The organism is Streptococcus mitis (assembly GCF_946190065.1).
GTDB classification, from domain to species: domain Bacteria; phylum Bacillota; class Bacilli; order Lactobacillales; family Streptococcaceae; genus Streptococcus; species Streptococcus mitis_DE.
The window spans coordinates 1-20,901 of record NZ_CAMHZD010000016.1 but is presented as its reverse complement, the minus strand read 5'-3'; the positions used below and the strand labels follow the sequence as shown (position 1 = coordinate 20,901).

Genomic DNA, 20,901 nt, shown 5'->3' with positions numbered 1-20,901 from the left:
TCAGAAGAACAACTTTCTTGCACTTGACTTGATAATTGGGGTATAATTAAATTTATAGGATTTTGATAGACAAAATTTCAGTCTTCAAAAATAGTATCCTTTGATTGTTAGAAATTGGTTTAATATGAAAGAAAAAATAATAAAATCATCAAATCAGCGACAACTATTCTCTTTTCGTAAGTATAAAGTTGGGCTTTGTTCTGTTTTATTAGGTACAGCGTTGGTTTTTGGAGCTTCAGTGTCTAGTCCTGTTAGTGCAGCTGAACTTGAGAAAGAACCTGCTGTTATAGAAGGAACTGATGTTATAGGAAGCAGTACGGTGTCCAGTTCTAGTGATGATACTTCCAACAAAATATCTAATCATACAAATACAGTAGAAGATGCTCCAGTAGTCAAGGTAACAGCTAGTGCTGAGGAGATGAAAAAAGAAGACGATTACTATGCTCGTGAGATATTCAAGAATTCAGAAGTGGTATCGGTAGATGACGTGGAGACAAATAATAATGCAGATAAGAGTACTGACCTTAGTTCAGATCTACCAAAAGTCAAGAATTTGACCAATGCTACTGTTCATGTTGAGTTTAAAGCAACAGAAACGGTACCGAATTTATATAGTGTATTTTCTACCTCTAGTACTTCAAGTCGAAATGAGTATTTCCTTTTAGGAGTAAGTGGAAACAAGCCTGTTGTAGAGGCTAGAACAGGAAAAGAGGGGAGCTATCAGTACGATCGTTTTGAAGATGGAAAGGAAAGTATTCGTCCTAATGAGTGGAATTCGTTAACCTTTACTATTTCTCGACCTAATGTTAATGTAGATGCCGGTGAGGCGAAACTTTATGTTAATGGTAGGTTATCAAAATCTTCTGCTAAATCTGGTCTTTTTTTGACAGCTATGCAAAATTTGACCAATATGCAGTTAGGAGCTATGCAACGTGGAAATGGTAAAGTTTGGGGGACTAATCTAGATATCCGTAATCTAACGATTTATGATTATGCCTTCAGTGACACAGAGGTAGGACAACGAAGTACTATTTTTCTTCGAGATCCTGAGGGGAACAAGGCTCTTGGTCCAGCTGAATTAACAGATAATAAGGCTGTTTTTCAGTCTGGATTGAATGGTCAGAAAAATAGTGATGGGATTTATTCTTATCGTATACCATCTTTGCTGAAAACGAATGATGGTACAATAATTGCAGGGGCAGATGAACGTCGTTTGCATTATTCTGACTGGGGTGATATTGGAATGGTTGTTCGTCGAAGTGAGGATGGAGGCAAAACTTGGGGTGAACGAATTAATATTTTAAATATTCGTGATAATCCAAGAGCTAGAAATGCTAATATTGGTTCTCCTACTTCTATTGATATGGTTTTAGTACAAGATTCCAAGACAAAGAAAATTTATTCTATCTACGATGTCTTTCCAGAAGGACAAGGAATTTTGGGTATGAGTGTTACTCGTGAAGAGTCTTATACAGTTGTCAATGGTCGAACATATCAGATAGTATATAAGGGTAATGAGAAATATACTATTCGGGAAGATGATTATATTTATGATAGTAATAATCAAAAGACATCTTATCATGTAATCACTAAATCGACTCAGTCTGAAAATAAGTACAGTGATACAGGTGATTTGTATAATGGTAGTAAGTTAGTGGGAAATATATATTTTACCCCAACAACTGACTCGCCTTTTCGTGTAGCCAAGGATAATTTTATATGGATTTCAGAGAGCAATGATGACGGAAAAACTTGGTCAGCACCAAGGGACATTACACCCCAGATAAAGAAAGATTGGATGAAATTTTTGGGTACGGGTCCAGGTTCAGGTATTGCATTGAAGCATGGTCAATATGCAGGGCGTTTAGTAGTACCTATGTATTCAACTAATTATGTATCTCATCTCAATGGTTCTCAGTCTTCTCGTGTAATTTATTCTGATGATCATGGTTTGACTTGGCATATGGGAGCTTCTCCTAATGATGGTCGTATCTTCAGAGGGGAAGCTTTGAATTCTAATACTATGAGAAACACAGCAGCAGAATTGACTGAGGCTACTGTTGTCGAGTTAAACGATGGAACACTCAAGATGTTTATGCGTAATCGAAGTGGTCATGTTCAATTTTCTACTAGTAAAGATGGTGGTGCTACTTGGGGTGCTGTTGAAACAATTAGTGATATTCCAGATGTTTATGTACAACTTTCAGCAGTTCACACTGTGCAAAATGGTCGGGAGTACATTGTATTAGTAAATGCTAATGGACGTGGTCGTGAAAATGGTTATGCTCGACTTGCAGAAGTTCAATCAGATGGTAGTTTGAAATGGATCAGACATAATTTGGTCCAAGCTGGTAAGTTTGCTTATAATTCTGTTCAAAATCTAGGTAATGGTGAGTTTGGTCTTCTCTATGAGCACAGTGAAGATGGTGAAAATGACTATACTCTTTCCTTTAGAAAGTTTAACTGGGATTTCTTAAATCCAACGGTTCGGGCAGTTTCTGCTCAAGTGACGACAGATGATAAATTAGTTTCTATACGTTATGATGGTGAGGTACTTGCTCGAAAAGGCCTGGTTTTAACATTATCTAATGGTAGAAAACTGCCTTTTGTTACTCAATATGATAATCGTACCCTTCTTTTCCAATGGCAACCAGAGGATGAGGGGGCGACTGTAACAGGTATTCAAACAGGGACTTTGGATAGCGTGACAGATATTCCACTGGATACTACCAATGTTCGTCTGCCAATCCGTACTCGCACTGTTGAACCAACGGATCCAAAAGTGGCAGATTCTCTCCTTTATCCTGATATCAACAATGACTTAAGGTGGCCAGCTGGTTTGAGCTACGATGATTTGAATAGAACTGTAACCCGAACTATACATTATGTTGCTGATGACGGAAAAGTTTTCCCAGATACAGTACAGACAGTCGCTTATAGTCGTAATGCTATTGTTGATCTGGTTAAAGGTACGGTTACTTATGGTTCTTGGGTCTTGGCTAAGTCAGAGTTTGGCAGTCTTGTTGTTCCTATACAGGCTGGATATTTGGCTGATAGATCTTTGATTACTAACCAAAATATCGAAAAAGATGTTCATACTTTGGTACCAATTTCGGTGACAACTAGTGTCCGTTATAAGAAATTAGGTTCTTGGATTGTTCAAACTCCAAATTCTGAAATGAATAGGATATCTTATCCCAATAGCTATTTAGATGCGAGTGTTATCGGCAATCATAGTACGGTTACCATTCCTTATATAGCGGGTTACCGTGCGATTGGGAAAGATGGGAATTATTTGACCTTGAAAAATACGGATCGTCCAGCAGAAGGATATCTAGCACCACGTCCTGATGATGCCACCCAAGATAGCATCATTCGTTATGATAAAGATAATCAAAGTGCTCAGATTCGTTTTGTGAATCAATCTAATAAAGCGGTCTTATCAACTGTTTCTTTAACTGGAAAAACAGGTGAAGTGATTGATAGTAAGTCTGTAGACAGGGAAATTTTATCTTTCTTGAACAAAGGTTATCGGATTGTTACAGATGAATTTCATCAGATACTAACTCCTGTTTATGGTGACAACAGTCGTGTGGTTACTCAATTTACTATTGTGCTTACACCAAGGGTGGAGAAGATTGATGCTAGTCAGTATAAAGAAAAAGATTCATTGGTAGATAGCCAGTTGAAGCTTACTTGGCCAGCTGGTTTGACAGAAAAAGACTTACAGAAGTCGGTTAGTCGTACGACTCGTTTCTTGAATACACAAGGTGAGGAAATTGCGCCTGCTCACGAAGCTGTTCTTAATTATAGAAGAACAGCAACTGTTAATCTTGTAACCAAAGCTGTTCTTTATACGGGTTGGATTGCTGAACAAAATAAATTTCCAGCAGTTTCAGCTCCAGTTGTGAGTGGTTACCTAGCAAATGAATTGGGGAAACCAGAATTATCAAGTACTCCAGATATCCCAGCAAGAGTGGATGCTATTCATTATCGTAAACTTGGACAATGGGTACTAAAATTACCGTCAGAGACAATAAAAATAACTTATCCTAACGACCGTAGTAATGCAGGACGTGTTGGAACAGATCAGTCAACGGCTCCAGTTGTGACAGGTTATCAAGCTAAATATCAAGGTAAAAACCTAGTTTTAGCACAGGATGGAAGAAGTTATATTCTTTCCCTTCCAGAAGATGTTACACGTGATATGATAATTGACTACACTCGTATTCCAGCTGTAGAAGGGAAAGAAGAAGTTCGTGAAACGGTATCAATTCCGTACGAACGCTTGACTGAGGTTAGCTCTGATCTCTATACAGATCAAACTCAGCTGAAACAGTCAGGTCGTGCAGGTTCTAAGACTGTTGTGAAGCTATACCAAACACTGGATGGCGTGAAAACAGACAAGGTTCTCTCTGTCCGTGAGGAAAATATAGTTGCCTCTCAACCCGAGATTATCCTAGTTGGTACTAAGCCTATTAAGAGTCGAGAAAGCGTTGTTAGCATAGAAGAAATCGCACCAGTGCTTGTGTACCGTGAGGACACTTCGCTTCTGAAAGGTCAAAGTCAGACCGTTCAAGGTCGTGCAGGTCAGCGTAAGATTATCACGATCTATGAAACAGACCATGGAATACGTACTGGAATGATCCTCTCTCAAACAAGTGAGATTGTGCAAGAAGCAACCCCAACAATCATCTATCAGGGTGTGAAGGTTATCGGTCGTACTCTGCCAGAAGATGGTCCTCTATCTCCAATAGTTGAAACACCAAGTGTGGAAACCCGTATAGAGGAGACTGACTTTACTACTGAATATAGGAATAGTGCTAGCTTACCAAAAGGTCAAACTAAGGTCTTGATTGTAGGAGAGAAAGGTCAGCGTACCATTATTACAGAAATTAGTAGTGACAATGGTGTAGAAACACGTCGTGAGCTATCTAACACTATTACCAAGGAACCGATTAATCAAGTTGTCTTAATAGGGATCAAAGCTATTGAAGGGAAAGAAGAAGTTCGTGAAACGGTATCAATTCCGTACGAACGCTTGACTGAGGTTAGCTCTGATCTTTATACAGATCAAACTCAGCTGAAACAGTCAGGTCGTGCAGGTTCTAAGACTGTTGTGAAGCTATACCAAACATTAGATGGTGTGAAAACAGACAAGGTCCTCTCTGTCCGTGAGGAAAATGTAGTGGATTCTCAACCTGAAATTACCCTAGTTGGTACTAAGCCTATTAAGAGTCGAGAAAACGTTGTTAGCACAGAAGAAATCGCACCAGTGCTTGTGTACCGTGAGGACACTTCGCTTCTGAAAGGTCAAAGTCAGACCGTTCAAGGTCGTGCAGGTCAGCGTAAGATTGTAACGATCTATGAAACAGACCATGGAATACGTACTGGAATGATCCTCTCTCAAACAAGTGAGATTGAGCAAGAAGCAACCCCAACAATCATCTATCAGGGGTCGAAGGTTATCGGTCGTACTCTGCCAGAAGATGGTCCTCTATCTCCAATAGTTGAAACACCAAGTGTGGAAATCCGCATAGAGGAAACTGACTTTACTACTGAATATAGGGATAGTGCTAACTTACCAAAAGGTCAAACCAAGGTCTTGATTGCAGGAGAGAAAGGTCAGCGTACCATCATTACAGAAATTAGTAGTGACAATGGTGTAGAAACACGTCGTGTGCTATCTAACAATATTACCAAGGAACCGATCTATCAAGTTGTCTTAATAGGGACCAAAGCTGTAGAAGGAGAAGAAGACAAGAAAACACTTCTAATTCCTTCGAATGAGAATGCGATTCTTAGTTCTGATAGAAAATTAGCGAATTCTGCTAAGGAGTTACCAAGGACGTCGAATACTGATGATAAAAACTTATTTGTGCTTGGGTCAATCGGACTTCTCTTGGGTTTGGGATTGAGTGTTAGAAAAAGAAAAAATTGAGCATGAAATTTCCAATTTGATAGTAACGAGAGATTTTCATAGAGATGATAGAGGATAATTTTAGCATTAAGAAAAGTTGTTTTAATTATTGCTATGGGAGCACCATATATATTTATAGCAATAAATTTGATAGCTTTTTTGAAAGTCATGTTTCTTCATTTGGATTCCGAAATCAGGACAAAATGGAGCATTGTACTCCAGTTTAGCGATGATTTCCTTATGTATATCCCGATTTATGATATCTATAGGGCATTTACCCATTACAAATATTATATCCTCTCCTTTTTCTGTAGATATATAAATAAATCTGATCTTATTACAGTTTACAAAAACTTTTTAAGGATTTTAATTGCATTTTTTTCCAGTCCTTCTTATATAATGAATAAAAAAGGAGAAAAAGGGGAAAAATAGTGTTATGAAAAAGAAATGGATGTTAGGGTTGGCTATGGCTCTGTCAGTAACCTGCTTGACTGCTTGTAGTTCAATTGCTTTACCAGAGCCTTTGAAAAACTTTTTTGGTGGCTCTAAGGAGCAGGATGAGACAAAGGCAGAAGACCTTTATAAGAGTGTTTTTGAGGATTATGAGGTTATCTTGTCTTCTGGTAAGAAACAGGCTCCAGATATCGAAGCCAAGCTTCACAAATCTGACCATATGATAAACTCATGGGTCATCGAAGCAGCTGCAGCAGATCCTTCAAAACAACGTTATACTTTCCTAGATTTAGATGGAGATGGCCAGTCTGAAATGTTGGTAGGTAGCCAAACCGCAGGGAAGAATTACTTCTTTACAGGTTTGTATTATCTCAAAGAAGGTCAACCAACCCTGCTAGCAGAGGATTATGTAGCAGGGCATGGTGGTGCTCGTAGCTCGATGAAATTCTTTAAGACAGGTGAGGTCTTGGCTTTGACTTGGTCTTCTGGATCAGGTGAAGGGGAAGGAACTCTTTACAAACTAGAAGGTGCCAAGGGACCTACAAAAGTGGATAGCAAGTCTATCAAGATTACGGATAAGAAATTGCTTGAGAACTTTGGTAAATCAGAAGCTGACGAAGTTACGGCAGACAAGTTTACATGGGAAGAGTTTAAATTTACCCCAGCTAAGGAAGAAACGAGTGCTAGCTCTTCCTCTTCTTCTAAATCGGAAGCAAGTAGTAGCAGTACTAGCAGTTCATCGAGTGAAAGCAAGAAAGAAGTCAAGGAAACGACTCCTTCCAAAACAGAAGAAACCGGTCCTTGGACAGCTGATAAATCCGCTGCTTTAGCAAGCTTTATGAAGAGTTGGGGTGATGAAATGGGTCAACCTAACTATCAAAAAGGAATCGCAGTTGGTAACATTAGAGCTGACATGCTTTACTGGAAAGATGGTAGCAAACTAGATGCGGAATATTCAAAAACAGGTAGTGGTACTGCCAAATATCGCATTGTAGAGACCTACAGTAATTGGGATAACTATCCAACCGTTCACAATTACTTCTTTGCTATTACAGACACTGGCGAAGGAATCGTTTTCCACTCACCAACGACCAATGGTGATAAGATGTATCTCAATCCCACAGAAAACGTTGATTTGAGAAATAACTTTGCTAGTCTAGTAAAATAAATACAAAACAATCCTAGAAGATTTTTTCTGGGATTGTTTTTTGCTGAGGGAGATACTTCGAGTTGTCTGGCTTGACTTTCTTGATGGGAATTATACAATAGTTGTAACAAAAAGCATTACAACTAAAAAAGAGAACCATTTATGACCTATGAATACAAGAGTCACATTTATTTGGCAGAGGAAGTTTTAAATGTAAAGAACTTGTCGAGTCAAACAGCCTTTTATCAGCAAGTTATTGGTTTAGAAATCTTATCTCAAACTGAGACAGAGGCCGTTCTGGGACTTGGAGGAAAAGCCTTGGTACACTTGATTCAAGCACAAGAGAGCGGTGAAGTAAGGGAACATTATGGTCTTTACCATCTGGCTATTCTTTTGCCGACACGCAAGGCTTTGGCTGATGTCTTGAAACACCTGACAGATTTACAGATTTCTCTTGTCGGCGGTGCAGACCACGGTTACAGTGAGGCCCTTTATTTGGAGGATTTGGAGGGAAATGGCATTGAACTCTATCGAGATAAGCCGGTTTCCACATAGGATATTCGAGAAGACGGTCGTATTATAGGGGTCACTGAGGCCCTTGCAGCACAGGATATCTATGAGTTGGGGGAAAGAGTAGAGCCCTTTACTTTAGCAGAGGGTACGAGAATGGGGCATATCCATCTTTCCGTCAAGGATAGTCGAAAGTCCAGCCAGTTTTATCAAAAGGTGTTAGGGATAGTGGATAAATTCAGTGTGCCTAGCGCTAGTTGGATTGCAGCTGGAGACTACCATCATCATTTAGCAGTCAATGAATGGGGAGGAAAAAGGCTGGCTTCACGTAAGCAAGGCTTGCCAGGCTTAGCCTACTATGTCATTGAGGTCGCTAGTAAAGAAGAACTGTTAACGATTGCGCAGAAAGCACAAGAAGTTGATGCACCAATCAAATGGCTGACATCGAGCCAGTTGGAAATCACAGACCCAGACGGAATCGTGACCCGTGTTCGTTTAGCGAGATAGACCGAATGTGATGAAAACCAGAGCATAAACTGTAGAAAGTACTCCTTATCCTAGTCAGATATGTAGAAAATTTGATATGATAGTAGGGAACAAGGAGAAGAATACAATGACCAGTGAATACCAGAAAATGATAGTGGGAGAGGTTTACCGTTCATCGGATCCAGAATTGCGAGCCTTGGCTCAGGCTTCTCGCCAAAAACAGTCTGCCTTTAACAAGGAAGAAGATCCCTTGAAGGGAGTCGAAATCATCAAGACTTGGTTCGGCTCAACTGGACAAAATATCTTTGTCAATCCACGCCTGGTGGTCGATTATGGGGTCAATATCCATCTAGGGGAAAATTTTTATTCTAATTGGAACTTGACCATGCTGGATGTTTGTCCGATTCGCATCGGGGACAATGCTATGATTGGTCCCAATTGTCAGTTTTTAACCCCACTCCATCCACTAGATCCGCAGGAGCGAAATTCAGGTATCGAGTACGGAAAGCCTATCACAATCGGAGATAATTTCTGGGCTGGTGGTGGCGTCATTGTCCTTCCTGGAGTGACACTGGGAAATAACGTTGTTGCAGGAGCAGGAGCTGTAATCACCAAGTCCTTCGGAGACAATGTTGTCCTAGCTGGCAATCCTGCGCGCGTGATTAAGGAGATACCTGTTAAATAGAAGTAGAAGAGGTTGGGAAAAACTCAATTTCAGGAAAAATGAAGTAAATCTTTCAACAATAAAACGCATAATATCAAGGCTGTTCAATTCAACATCTGATATTATGCGTTTTTTGATTTTAAAGACGTTTTACTCAGCCTCTTTTTGTAGGTTTGATACTTGAAGTCACTCTTCTTTATCATTATGGAATTGCTCCATACAGTTGAGTAGTTTAGATGGTGGTGTTTGTCTAACCTAAAAAATTCATAATGGATAGCGAAATAGATATGACGACACTTTGAGATATTGTCATAAATCTTTTTTATGGTCACAATAGAAAATATATATTAGTCAAGCTAGAAGATTCGTAGTAGAATAATTAGCAAATAAAAGCAAAGGGGTTATTTTATGAAATTAGTTAATTTATGGTCAAAACTTTCACTCGGTTTGCAATTATTGCTAGCTTTGATTTTAGGTGTTATTTTTGCAGTAATCTGGCCACAATTTGCAGATTTTTATCAATTTCTAGGACAAGCGTTTATTAAATTGGTGAACATGGTCATTATTCCACTGATATTTCCAATTATAGTAGTTGCAGTGGCTAGTGTTATTGGAAAAAAATCGTTTGGTAAAATTTTAACGAAGACCTTACTCTACTTTTTTGCTGTTACAACTGTGATTACTTTATTATTTGTATTTTCTAGTTATTATTTGGGATTTGGACAAGGTGTGAATATTGGCCAAACTGGTGGTAATATCGATGGGATAGCTAATAATGTCCAATTGAGTGAGTTTTTACTTGGTTTTATTCCTTCAAATATTGTGAAGTCAATTTCAGAAGGATCTCTTCTTCCAATTATTGTTTTTGCTATTTTTCTTGGTTATGGAATTGGTAGCTTGAAGAGTGATAAAACCAAAAAAATTCTTGAAGGTTTCCAGATCTGGATTGAAGCTATTTATAAAATTGTAACTGTTATTGTAAAATTATCTCCTATCGGAATCTTTGGCTTTATTGCAAAAGATGTCGCTAGTACAGGAATTGATAAGTTGGTTGGACTTGGTCAATTTGTTATCGGAACTTATTTGGCTTATGGAGTTCTCATTTTAGTTATTTTCCCTCTGATTGCCTCTATCTTTAAAGTTCCATATTTGACTGCTTTTCGTGAAAATTGGAGCCTCTTGACTCTAGCATTTATTTCAGGTAGTTCGAGTGTTGTGTTGCCGTCCCTATTGAAGGATTTAAAGAAACAGGGACATGATGAGAATACGATTGATTTGGTTATCCCTTTAGGATATACCTTTAATCTAGAAGGAGCAGCTGTCTATTTTTCAGTAGCTACTATTTTTATCGCACATGCCTACGGTATCCAATTTTCATTATCAAGCCTCTTATTTACAGTTTTACTTTTGACCTTGATTGGGAAAACTGCAGCTACTGTTCCATCAGGAGCTATCGTAGTTTTGTTGGCAGCAGCACCCCAGCTTGGATTGCCAGTAGAAGGAGTGGCCTTGATTTTTGCAGTTGATTTCTTTGTAAATGCTGGCCGTACAATGATTAATGTTTTGGGTCAAATCTTAACAGTCAGTGTCATTGAAAAAACAGAAGGTTATAGTTTAGAAGAAGACAAGCAACATCAATTGTCAGTTAATTTTTCTTAAAGGAGATATGAGTTATGAGTAACGCAAAAGTTTATGTGATTCATGAAAATATTGAATGGACACAGCATTTAGTAAAATGGTTAGAAAAAATACAAGTACCTTATGAATTATGGGATCTATCGAGTGGGATATTAGATCTTCAAAGCCCACCTCCACAAGGAATTTTTTATAATAGGATGTCCGCATCTTCTCATACAAGAGGGCATCGCTATGCACCAGAGTTTACGGAGCAGGTGCTTACTTGGCTAGAGGCTCATGGACGTAAAGTAGTTAATGGAACGGGAGCCATCAATTTAGAAATCAGTAAGGTAAAACAATATTTGAAATTAAATGAATCTGGTATTGAGACTCCAGCAACAGTTGCTGTTTTGGGACCGGAAAATATTATTGAAGCAGCAAGAAAATTGAATATCTATCCTTTGATTACCAAGCATAATAGAGCGGGAAAGGGATTAGGAGTGCAACTTTTCCAAAATGAAGAAGAACTAGAAGCTTATGTTAACAGTTCTGCTTTTGAACCTTCAGTAGATGGTATTACCTTGTTGCAGGCTTATATTAAACCAAGTGATGGTCGTATCCGTCGTTCAGAGTTTATCAATCAGAAGTTCCTTTATACTGTTTCAATTGATTCTTCAGATGGTTTCCAACTTTGTCCAGCAGATGGTTGTCAAATCGGTAAGAGACCAGAACAACTGGAAACTTCTGAAAAATTCCAAATTACAGAACCTCTACCAGAATCTCAAAAAGAAGCTTATGAAGCCTTCCTTAAAAATGCTCATATTGATGTGGCAGCTATAGAATGGGTTCAATCAGAAAGCGGAGATATTTATGTGTATGATGTAAATACCAATACAAACTATAATCCTACAGCGGAACAGAATGCTGACATCTTTGCTCATCAACATCTAGCTGAATATTTAAAGAGGGAGTTAGAAGCTCTTTATAGTGAATGATCATCTTGGAAGTTAATCTTTTAAAAATTTGATAACAACTTCCAGATAGAGTGCGACATAAATACTTTTCTTTCAAGGTAACAGTTATCAGCAACAACTACTAATATATAACGTCCCCTCTGAAGATTAATTACAGAGGGGCTACGTTTGTAATGTTTACTCTAATTCCTTATGATTTATAAAATTACTTAGTATCGAGAATTCCAAGAATACTGAGATTTTTTCTCCTCAGTTCATCACCCCCCTCCTTGACACTCGGTCAGCTTTTGATACAATAGTACAAAATTAGAGGAGGTGGGTTATGATTCAGAAACATGCGATTCCTATTTTAGAGTTTGATGACAATCCTCAGGCGGTTATCATGCCCAATCACGAGGGGCTGGACTTGCACTTGCCCAAGAAGTGTGTCTATGCTTTTTTAGGTGAGGAGATTGACCGTTATGCGAGGGAAGTAGGGGCGGACTGTGTTGGTGAGTTCGTTTCTGCCACCAAGACCTATCCAGTCTATGTCATGAGCTACAAGGGCAAGGAGGTTTGTCTGGCTCAGGCACCTGTCGGCTCCGCTCCAGCAGCCCAGTTTATGGATTGGTTGATTGGTTACGGTGTGGAGCAAATTATTTCCACCGGAACCTGTGGTGTGCTGGCTGATATAGAGGAAAATGTCTTTCTAGTCCCCGTTCGCGCTCTACGAGATGAAGGAGCTAGTTATCACTATGTGGCACCTTCTCGTTATATGGAAATGCAGCCAGAGGCTATTGCTGCTATTGAGCGAGTTTTGGAAGCCAGCGGGATTCCCTATGAAGAAGTCATGACCTGGACGACCGACGGTTTTTACCGAGAAACGGCTGAAAAGGTGGCTTATCGCAAGGGAGAAGGCTGTGCTGTTGTGGAGATGGAGTGTTCTGCGCTTGCGGCAGTAGCCCAACTGCGTGGGGTTCTCTGGGGAGAATTGTTGTTCACAGCTGATTCCTTAGCAGACTTGGACCAGTACGATAGTCGTGACTGGGGTTCAGAAGCTTTTGAGAAGGCCTTGGAACTCTGCCTTGAGATAACTTCTCAGATCTAGCTACTCTCCTTCTTTTTATGGTACAATGGATGTATGTTATTCAAATTATTTGTGAAAAAAATTGAAAGAGCCTTGGGTGGACTTTCGCCAGCTCGTCGGATTTTTCTGAGTTTCGCTGGAGTTATTTTTATAGGCTCTCTTCTTTTGAGTTTGCCTTTTGTTCAGGCAAGTGGTTCTCAGGCCACTTATTTTGACCATCTTTTTACGACGGTGTCCATGGTCTGTGTGACTGGTCTTTTTACGCAACCGGTAGCTACTACCTATAATGTCTGGGGGCAGTTGATTTGTATGCTCTTGATACAGATTGGTGGTCTGGGGCTCATGACCTTTATCGGGATTTTTTATATCCAAGGCAAGCAAAAGCTTAGTCTGCGTAGTCGTGAAACCATTCAGGAGAGTTTTAGTTATGGGGAAAGTAAGTCTTTGAAGTCTTTTATGCGTTCCATTTTTTTGACGACTTTTCTGGTAGAGGGTTTGGGAGCTTTTCTTCTTAGTTTCCGTTTTATTCCTGAGTTCGGCTGGGGACGAGGCATTTTCACCTCTATCTTTTTAGCCATTTCAGCCTTTTGTAATGCTGGTTTTGATAATTTCGGAAGTAGCAGTTTAGTGGCTTTTCAGACGGATCCCTTGATCAATCTGGTCATTGCTGGCTTGATTATCACGGGGGGGCTCGGCTTTATGGTTTGGTTTGACTTGGCAACCCAGTTTGACAAGAAGAAAAAACGCCGTTTGCGGTTCCACACCAAGCTGGTTCTCTTCTTGACTGCAGGGATCTTGCTGTTTGGGACAGTATCCACACTCTTTACGGAGTGGCACAATCCAGGAACCATTGGCAATCTCAGTGTCTCAGAGAAAGTGCTGGTTAGCTTTTTCCAAACCGTCAGCATGAGAACGGCCGGTTTTGCTTCTATTGACTACACTCAAGCTCGGCCTGTGACCTTGTTTATCTATATCTTACAGATGTTTCTCGGAGGGGCGCCTGGAGGGACGGCTGGGGGGCTCAAGATTACGACTTTCTTTGTCTTATTGGTCTTTGCGCGTAGTGAATTGCTGGGCTTACCTCATGCCAATGTTGCGCAGAGAACCATTGAGGCTCGCACAGTCCAAAAATCTTTTAGTGTCTTCATTATCTTTTTGATGACCTTCCTGTTGGGCTTGGTGTTGCTGGGAATTACAGCAGAAGGAACACCGCGCTTTATCTACCTTATGTTTGAGACCATTTCAGCCCTTGCGACAGTTGGGGTAACGGCAAATCTGACACCAGAATTGGGCAAGCTAGCTCTCAGCATTGTCATGGTGCTCATGTTTATTGGCCGTATCGGTCCTTTGACCTTGCTGGTTAGTCTAGCGGATTATCAGCCTGATAAGAAAGATTTGATTCAGTATATGAAAGCAGATATTAGTATTGGATAAGAAAGGAAGAACGATGTCAGATCGTACGATTGGAATTTTAGGTTTGGGGATTTTCGGGAGTAGTGTCCTGACAGCCCTAGCCAAGCAAGATATGAATATCATTGCCATTGACGACCACGCCGAGCGCATCAATCAATTTGAGCCCGTTTTGGCGCGTGGAGTTGTGGGCGATATTACAGATGAGGAACTTCTCAGAACCGCAGGGATTGATACTTGTGATACAGTTGTCGTTGCAACAGGGGAAAATCTGGAGTCGAGTGTGCTTGCAGTGATGCATTGTAAGAGTTTGGGCGTACCAAAGGTTATTGCCAAGGTCAAAAGCCAGACAGCCAAGAAGGTGCTAGAAAAAATCGGTGCTGACTCGGTGATTTCACCTGAGTATGAAATGGGGCAGTCTCTAGCGCAGACCATTCTCTTTCATAACAATGTTGATGTCTTTCAGCTGGATAAAAATGTGTCTATCGTAGAGATGAAAATTCCGAGTGTCTGGGCAGGTCAAAGCCTGAGCCAGCTAGATTTACGTGGAAAATATAACCTCAATATCCTAGGATTTCGTGAACAAGAAAATTCACCCTTGGATGTCCAGTTTGGCCCTAATGACCTCTTGAGGGCAGATGCCTATATCTTGGCGGTCATTAACAACCAGTATCTAGATGACTTGGCAGAATTAAATTCCTAAGGAGGGGAATCCCCTCTTTTTTGATGTCCTAGATAGCAAATAGATACCAGAAACCCTTGTATTCTAGTAAAAGTCCTTCAGAAGCTGGACTTTATGGTAAAATAGAAAGAAGTGACAAGAGAGAGTAATACTCTTCGAAAATCAAATTCAAACCACGTCAACGTCGCCTTGCCGTATATATGTGACTGACTTCGTCAGTCTTATCTACAACCTCAAAACAGTATTTTGAGCAACCTGCTGCTAGTTTCCTAGTTTGCTCTTTGATTTTCATTGAGTATAAGAAAAAATCAGTCCCCTAAAGGAGTAGATTATGAAGTTATTGTCTATCGCCATTCCTAGCTATAATGCCGCAGCCTATCTTCATTACTGCGTGGAGTCGCTAGTGATTGGTGGTGAGCAAGTTGAGATTTTGATTATTAATGACGGGTCTCAGGACCAGACTCAGGAAATCGCTGAGCGTTTAGCCAGCAAGTATCCTAACATCGTTAGAGCCATTTATCAGGAAAATAAGGGCCATGGTGGAGCTGTCAATCGTGGCTTGGCAGAGGCTTCTGGGCGCTATTTTAAAGTAGTTGATAGTGATGACTGGGTGGATCCTCGCGCTTACCTGAAAATTTTGGAGACCTTGCAGGAACTAGAAAGTGAAGGTCAAGAGGTGGATGCCTTTGTGACCAATTTTGTCTATGAAAAGGAAGGCCAGTCTCGTAAGAAGAGTATGAGTTACGAGTCAGTCTTACCTGTCCAGCAGATTTTTGGCTGGGACCAGGTCGGAAATTTCTCAAAAGGCCAGTATATCATGATGCACTCGCTGATTTACCGGACAGATTTGTTACGAGCAAGTCAGTTCCAACTACCTGAGCATACTTTTTATGTCGATAATCTCTTTGTCTTTACTCCCCTTCAGCAGGTCAAGACCATGTACTATCTACCTGTCGATTTCTATCGTTATTTGATTGGGCGTGAGGATCAGTCTGTCAATGAGCAAGTGATGATTAAACGCATTGACCAGCAACTCAAGGTCAATCGACTCTTGGTAGACCAGCTTGATTTGTCCCAAGTAAGCCACCCCAAAATGAGAGAATACCTGCTGAATCATATTGAGATTACGACGGTTATTTCCAGTGCCTTGCTTAACCGAGCAGGAACAGCGGAGCATCTGGCTAAAAAACGGGAGCTGTGGACCTATATTCAACAGGAAAATCCAGAGGTCTTTCAGGCCATTCGCAAGACCATGCTCAGCCGTTTGACCAAACATTCAGTCTTACCAGCTCGCAAACTTTCTAATGTCGTCTATCAAATCACCAAATCTGTTTATGGATTTAATTAATATAAGTATTTTATAAGAGGGATTTAAGAAAAATTTTAACTTTTTCTTAATCCTTTTTAATTTTAGGAGATTATACTAGAGTCATCAAATAAAGAAAAACTCTAAGGAGAATCCTATGAAATTCAATCCAAATCAAAGATATACACGTTGGTCTATTCGCCGTCTTAGTGTCGGTGTTGCCTCAGTTGTTGTAGCCAGTGGCTTTTTTGTCCTAGTTGGTCAGCCAAGTTCTGTACGTGCCGATGTGGTCAATCCAACTCCTGCCCAAGTCGTGCCAGACGCTGCTTCGGTGAGTGAAAAGAGCGACTTGCCAGGAGAACTTCTCAAAGAAGCAGTCGATACAGCTCTTCCTTCAGAACAGGCAGACGCAACACCTAAAGCAAGCTTGGATGCTACAAGCTCTCCAGAAAAAGTGAATGTAGCTGATAAAGACCAAGTGGTAGCGCCAAAAGAAGAAGTGCAAGCAAAATCAGAATCTAAGAAAGAAACAGAGGATGCGGTTAAACCTGCGACAAATCCTGCGCCTACAGTTGCTGGACAAGACCGTGAAGCAAATGAAGCTCAACCAGCAACCACTCCAGCTGAAGTGCAAAAAGGCGTGGCTGACAATACCAAAGACACAGTGGATGTGCCAGCCACTTACTTAGACAAGGCCAATTTCCCTGGTCCATTCACAGCCGGTGTTAACCAAGTCATTCCTTACGAATTCTTCGCTGGTGACGGTATGTTGACTCGCCTTATCTTGAAAGCATCCGACAAGGCTCCATGGTCAGACAATGGTTCAGCTAAAAATCCCGCCCTTCCACCAGTAGAAAACTTAGGCAAAGGTCTCTACTTCTACGAAGTAGACTTGGCAGGAACTCAAGGCAAATCAGATAAAGATCTTCTTGACCTCTTGAAACAAAATGGTACACAAAGTTATAAAGCTACTATCAAAGTGTACGGTGCGAAAGACGGCAAGGCGGATTTGACAAATCTCGTAGCGACAAAAGATTTGGATGTCAATTTGAATGGCTTAACCACCCCAGCTGAAGTGCAAAAAGGTGTGGCTGACAATACTAAAGACACAGTAGATGTTCCAGCTACATACTTGGACAAAGCCAACTTCCCAGGTCCATTCACAGCCGGTGTCAACCAAGTCATTCCATACGAATTTTTCGCCGGTGACGGTATGTTGACTCGTCTGATTTTGAAGTCCTCAGACAAGGCTCCATGGTCAGACAATGGTTCAGCAAAAAATCCAGCTCTTCCACCAGTAGAAAAATTGGGCAAAGGCCTTTACTTCTATGAAGTAGATTTGGCTGGTACCCAAGGCAAATCTGACAAAGAGCTTCTAGACCTTTTGAAACAAAACGGCACTCAAAGTTATAAAGCTACTATTAAAGTGTACGGTGCCAAAGACGGCAAGGCTGATTTAACTAATCTTGTAGCGACTAAGGATTTGGATGTCAACTTGAACGGCTTGACTACTCCAGCTGAAGTGCAAAAGGGCGTGGCTGACAATACCAAAGATACAGTAGATGTCCCAGCTACTTACTTGGACAAAGCCAACTTCCCAGGCCCATTCACAGCCGGTGTCAATCAAGTTATTCCATACGAATTCTTCGCTGGTGACGGTATGTTGACTCGCCTTATCTTGAAGGCCTCAGACAAGGCTCCATGGTCAGACAACGGTTCAGCTAAAAATCCAGCTCTCCCACCAGTAGAAAAATTGGGCAAAGGCCTCTACTTCTACGAAGTGGATTTGGCTGGTACCCAAGGCAAATCTGATAAAGAGCTTCTAGACCTCTTGAAACAAAATGGTACACAAAGCTACAAGGCAACCATCAAAGTGTACGGTGCGAAGGATGGCAAGGCTGATTTGACAAATCTCGTCGCGACTAAAAATTTGGATGTCAACTTGAATGGTTTAACTACTCCAGCTGAAGTCCAAAAAGGCGTAGCTGATAATACTAAAGACACAGTGGACGTTCCAGCAACTTACTTGGATAAAGCCAACTTCCCTGGTCCATTCACAGCTGGTGTCAACCAAGTCATTCCATACGAATTCTTCGCTGGTGACGGTATGTTAACTCGCCTTATCTTGAAAGCATCCGACAAGGCTCCATGGTCAGACAATGGTTCAGCTAAAAACCCCGCTCTTCCACCAGTAGAAAAATTGGGCAAAGGCCTCTACTTCTATGAAGTAGACTTGGCAGGCACTCAAGGAAAATCTGATAAAGAACTTCTTGACCTCTTGAAACAAAACGGTACTCAAAGCTATAAAGCTACCATCAAAGTGTATGGTGCGAAAGACGGCAAGGCTGATTTGAGCAATCTTGTAGCGACTAAAGAATTGACAGTGAACTTGAATGGGTATAAGTCCCTCAATGATATGAAATCTAAAATGCCAGCTGTTAGCCAAGATAAGATGATGCCTAACAAAGAGCAGGACAAAACCATGAATGCTAGCCAGCCTATGGTAACCTCAAGTAAAATGCCTGATGAAGGCAAGATGGCATCTACTAACAAGGTGTCAAGTCCAATGATGGCTGCTCAAATGAAAGACCAAAAAGACATGCTTCCATATACTGGTGAAGCCCAAACATCAATGGCTACTCTTGGATTCTTTGGATTAGCCTTGGCCGGCCTGCTAGGTGGACTCGGCTTGAAAGCTAAAAAAGAGGAAAATGACTAGTCTAGCTACAGACTTTCTATCTAGGATATGAAAAATCCAGATATCGTTTAGAATGTTCGTAAAGAGATTAAAATAGTGTTATACTATTGTGGTATAGCACTGTTTTTTTCAAAGGAGAGACAGATGGGAAAGACAATTTTACTCGTTGACGACGAGGTAGAAATCACAGATATTCATCAACGCTATCTGGTTCAGGCAGGGTATCAGGTTTTGGTGGCCCATGATGGGGTAGAGGCCTTAGAAATCTTCAAGCGAAAACCAATTGATTTGATTATTACAGATATCATGATGCCTCGGATGGATGGTTATGATTTGATTAGCGAGGTCCAGTATCAATCTCCAGATCAGCCTTTTCTCTTTATCACGGCTAAGACCAGTGAGCAGGACAAGATTTATGGTCTGAGCTTAGGAGCAGATGACTTTATTGCCAAGCCCTTTAGCCCTCGTGAACTGGTTTTGCGTGTCCACAATATCTTGCGTCGCCTTCATCGTGGAGGTGAGTCAGAAGTCGTCAGTCTCGGGGATTTACGGATGAATCACGGTAGTCATGAGGTCCAAGTCGGAGATGTGGCGCTTGATTTGACAGTAAAATCCTTCGAACTTCTATGGCTTTTAGCTAGCAATCCAGAGCGCGTTTTCTCTAAAACAGACCTCTATGAAAAGGTCTGGCAAGAAGACTATGTGGATGATACCAATACCTTGAATGTTCATATTCATGCTCTTCGACAGGAGTTGGCTAAACATGCCAGTGCAGAAACACCCACCATCAAAACCGTCTGGGGCTTGGGCTACAAAATTGAGAAAGCACGAGGTAGTCAATGAAATTAAAAAGTTATATTTTAGTGGGGTATATCATTTCAACACTCCTAACGATTATCGTGGTTTTTTGGGCTGTTCAAAAAATGCTGATTGAGAAAAGCGAGATTTACTTTCTGCTTGGAATGACCATCGTTGCCAGCCTTGTCGGTGCTGGGATTAGTCTCTTTCTCCTGTCGCCGGTCTTTACTTCATTGGGCAAGCTCAAGGAACATGCCAAGCGGGTAGCGGACAAGGATTTTCCTTCAAATCTGGAGGTTCAAGGACCTGTAGAATTTCAGCAATTAGGGCAAGCTTTTAATGAAATGTCCCATGATTTGCAGGCCACCTTTGATTCCTTGGAAGAAAGCGAGCGAGAAAAGGGCTTGATGATTGCCCAGTTGTCGCATGATATCAAGACCCCCATCACTTCAATCCAAGCGACGGTAGAAGGGATTTTGGATGGGGTTATCAAGGAAGGAGAACAGGACCATTATCTAGCAACCATTGGGCGCCAGACGGAAAGACTCAATAAATTGGTTGAGGAGTTGAATTTCTTGACTCTAAATACGGTTAAAAATCAGGTGGAAACGACCAGCAAAGACAGCATTTTTCTGGACCAGCTCTTGATTGAGTGTATGAGTGAATTTCAGTTCTTGATTGAGCAGGAGGAGCGAGATGTCCATTTGCAGGTAATCCCAGAGTCTGCCCGGATTGAAGGAGATTATGCCAAACTTTCTCGTATCTTGGTGAATCTGGTCAATAACGCTTTTAAATACTCAGCACCAGGAACCAAACTGGAAGTGGTGGCTAAGGTGGAGAATAATCAGCTTTCAATCAGTGTGACCGATGAGGGACAGGGCATTGCTCCAGAGGATTTGGAGAATATTTTCAAACGCCTTTATCGTGTCGAAACTTCGCGTAATATGAAAACAGGTGGTCATGGCTTAGGACTTGCGATTGCGCGTGAATTGGCCCATCAATTGGGTGGAGAAATCACAGTTACCAGCCAGTACGGCATCGGAAGCACCTTTACCCTCCTTCTCAATCTCTTTGGCGATGAAAATAAAGCTTAGTAAGTGTCTAGTGTTTTGAGGTAAATAGAAAATATTGAACTAACGGAAAATTCCGTTAGTTCTTTTTTGTATTTTG

General features: G+C 40.9%; 12 protein-coding genes and 1 pseudogene. All 13 read left to right on the top strand.

The genetic code is table 11. From position 1 onward, the window contains the following. Positions 1–124 precede the first annotated feature (124 nt). The 13 genes and pseudogenes from OCF96_RS07645 to OCF96_RS07585 all read left to right on the top strand — a co-directional run bounded on the left by OCF96_RS07645 (position 125) and on the right by OCF96_RS07585 (position 20,825). Positions 125–5,941 carry a G5 domain-containing protein gene (locus tag OCF96_RS07645; protein WP_261446847.1) on the top strand — a complete coding sequence of 1,939 codons (5,817 nt, stop codon included), beginning with the start codon at positions 125–127 and terminating at the stop codon, positions 5,939–5,941. 415 nt (positions 5,942–6,356) lie between these two features. Beyond that, positions 6,357–7,541, top strand: a complete 1,185-nt coding sequence (locus OCF96_RS07640; protein WP_261038700.1) for a DUF4767 domain-containing protein — start codon at positions 6,357–6,359, stop codon at positions 7,539–7,541. 141 nt (positions 7,542–7,682) lie between these two features. After that, positions 7,683–8,537 (top strand): annotated as a pseudogene (locus tag OCF96_RS07635) (VOC family protein). A 106-nt stretch (positions 8,538–8,643) separates the two neighbouring features. Beyond that, positions 8,644–9,201 (top strand): sugar O-acetyltransferase, encoded by a 558-nt coding sequence (locus OCF96_RS07630; protein ID WP_261446846.1) that lies wholly within the window; start codon positions 8,644–8,646, stop codon positions 9,199–9,201. Between the two features lie 387 nt (positions 9,202–9,588). Next, the gene (locus tag OCF96_RS07625) at positions 9,589–10,839 is read left to right on the top strand and encodes a dicarboxylate/amino acid:cation symporter (protein ID WP_261446845.1); all 1,251 of its coding nucleotides are present in this window, start codon (positions 9,589–9,591) and stop codon (positions 10,837–10,839) included. A 14-nt stretch (positions 10,840–10,853) separates the two neighbouring features. Then, a complete protein-coding gene (locus OCF96_RS07620) occupies positions 10,854–11,792 on the top strand; it encodes an ATP-grasp domain-containing protein (RefSeq protein WP_070842785.1) in 939 nt (312 codons plus the stop codon). A gap of 301 nt (positions 11,793–12,093) precedes the next feature. After that, on the top strand, positions 12,094–12,858 hold the full coding sequence (locus tag OCF96_RS07615; RefSeq protein ID WP_261446844.1) for a nucleoside phosphorylase: 765 nt from the start codon (positions 12,094–12,096) through the stop codon (positions 12,856–12,858). Between the two features lie 33 nt (positions 12,859–12,891). Continuing rightward, positions 12,892–14,271, top strand: coding sequence for a TrkH family potassium uptake protein (locus OCF96_RS07610; protein ID WP_261446843.1), 1,380 nt, complete (start codon positions 12,892–12,894; stop codon positions 14,269–14,271). Between the two features lie 13 nt (positions 14,272–14,284). Beyond that, positions 14,285–14,950 carry a potassium channel family protein gene (locus tag OCF96_RS07605; RefSeq protein ID WP_261446842.1) on the top strand — a complete coding sequence of 222 codons (666 nt, stop codon included), beginning with the start codon at positions 14,285–14,287 and terminating at the stop codon, positions 14,948–14,950. A 310-nt stretch (positions 14,951–15,260) separates the two neighbouring features. Continuing rightward, the gene (locus OCF96_RS07600; RefSeq protein WP_000771883.1) at positions 15,261–16,277 is read left to right on the top strand and encodes a glycosyltransferase family 2 protein; all 1,017 of its coding nucleotides are present in this window, start codon (positions 15,261–15,263) and stop codon (positions 16,275–16,277) included. 115 nt (positions 16,278–16,392) lie between these two features. Continuing rightward, positions 16,393–18,954, top strand: coding sequence for an SSURE domain-containing protein (locus tag OCF96_RS07595; protein ID WP_261446841.1), 2,562 nt, complete (start codon positions 16,393–16,395; stop codon positions 18,952–18,954). 123 nt (positions 18,955–19,077) lie between these two features. Further along, positions 19,078–19,776, top strand: coding sequence for a response regulator transcription factor (locus OCF96_RS07590; protein WP_084862147.1), 699 nt, complete (start codon positions 19,078–19,080; stop codon positions 19,774–19,776). Continuing rightward, positions 19,773–20,825 carry a HAMP domain-containing sensor histidine kinase gene (locus tag OCF96_RS07585; RefSeq protein ID WP_084862149.1) on the top strand — a complete coding sequence of 351 codons (1,053 nt, stop codon included), beginning with the start codon at positions 19,773–19,775 and terminating at the stop codon, positions 20,823–20,825. The genes OCF96_RS07590 and OCF96_RS07585 overlap by 4 nt, the downstream gene beginning before the upstream one ends. Positions 20,826–20,901 lie beyond the last annotated feature (76 nt).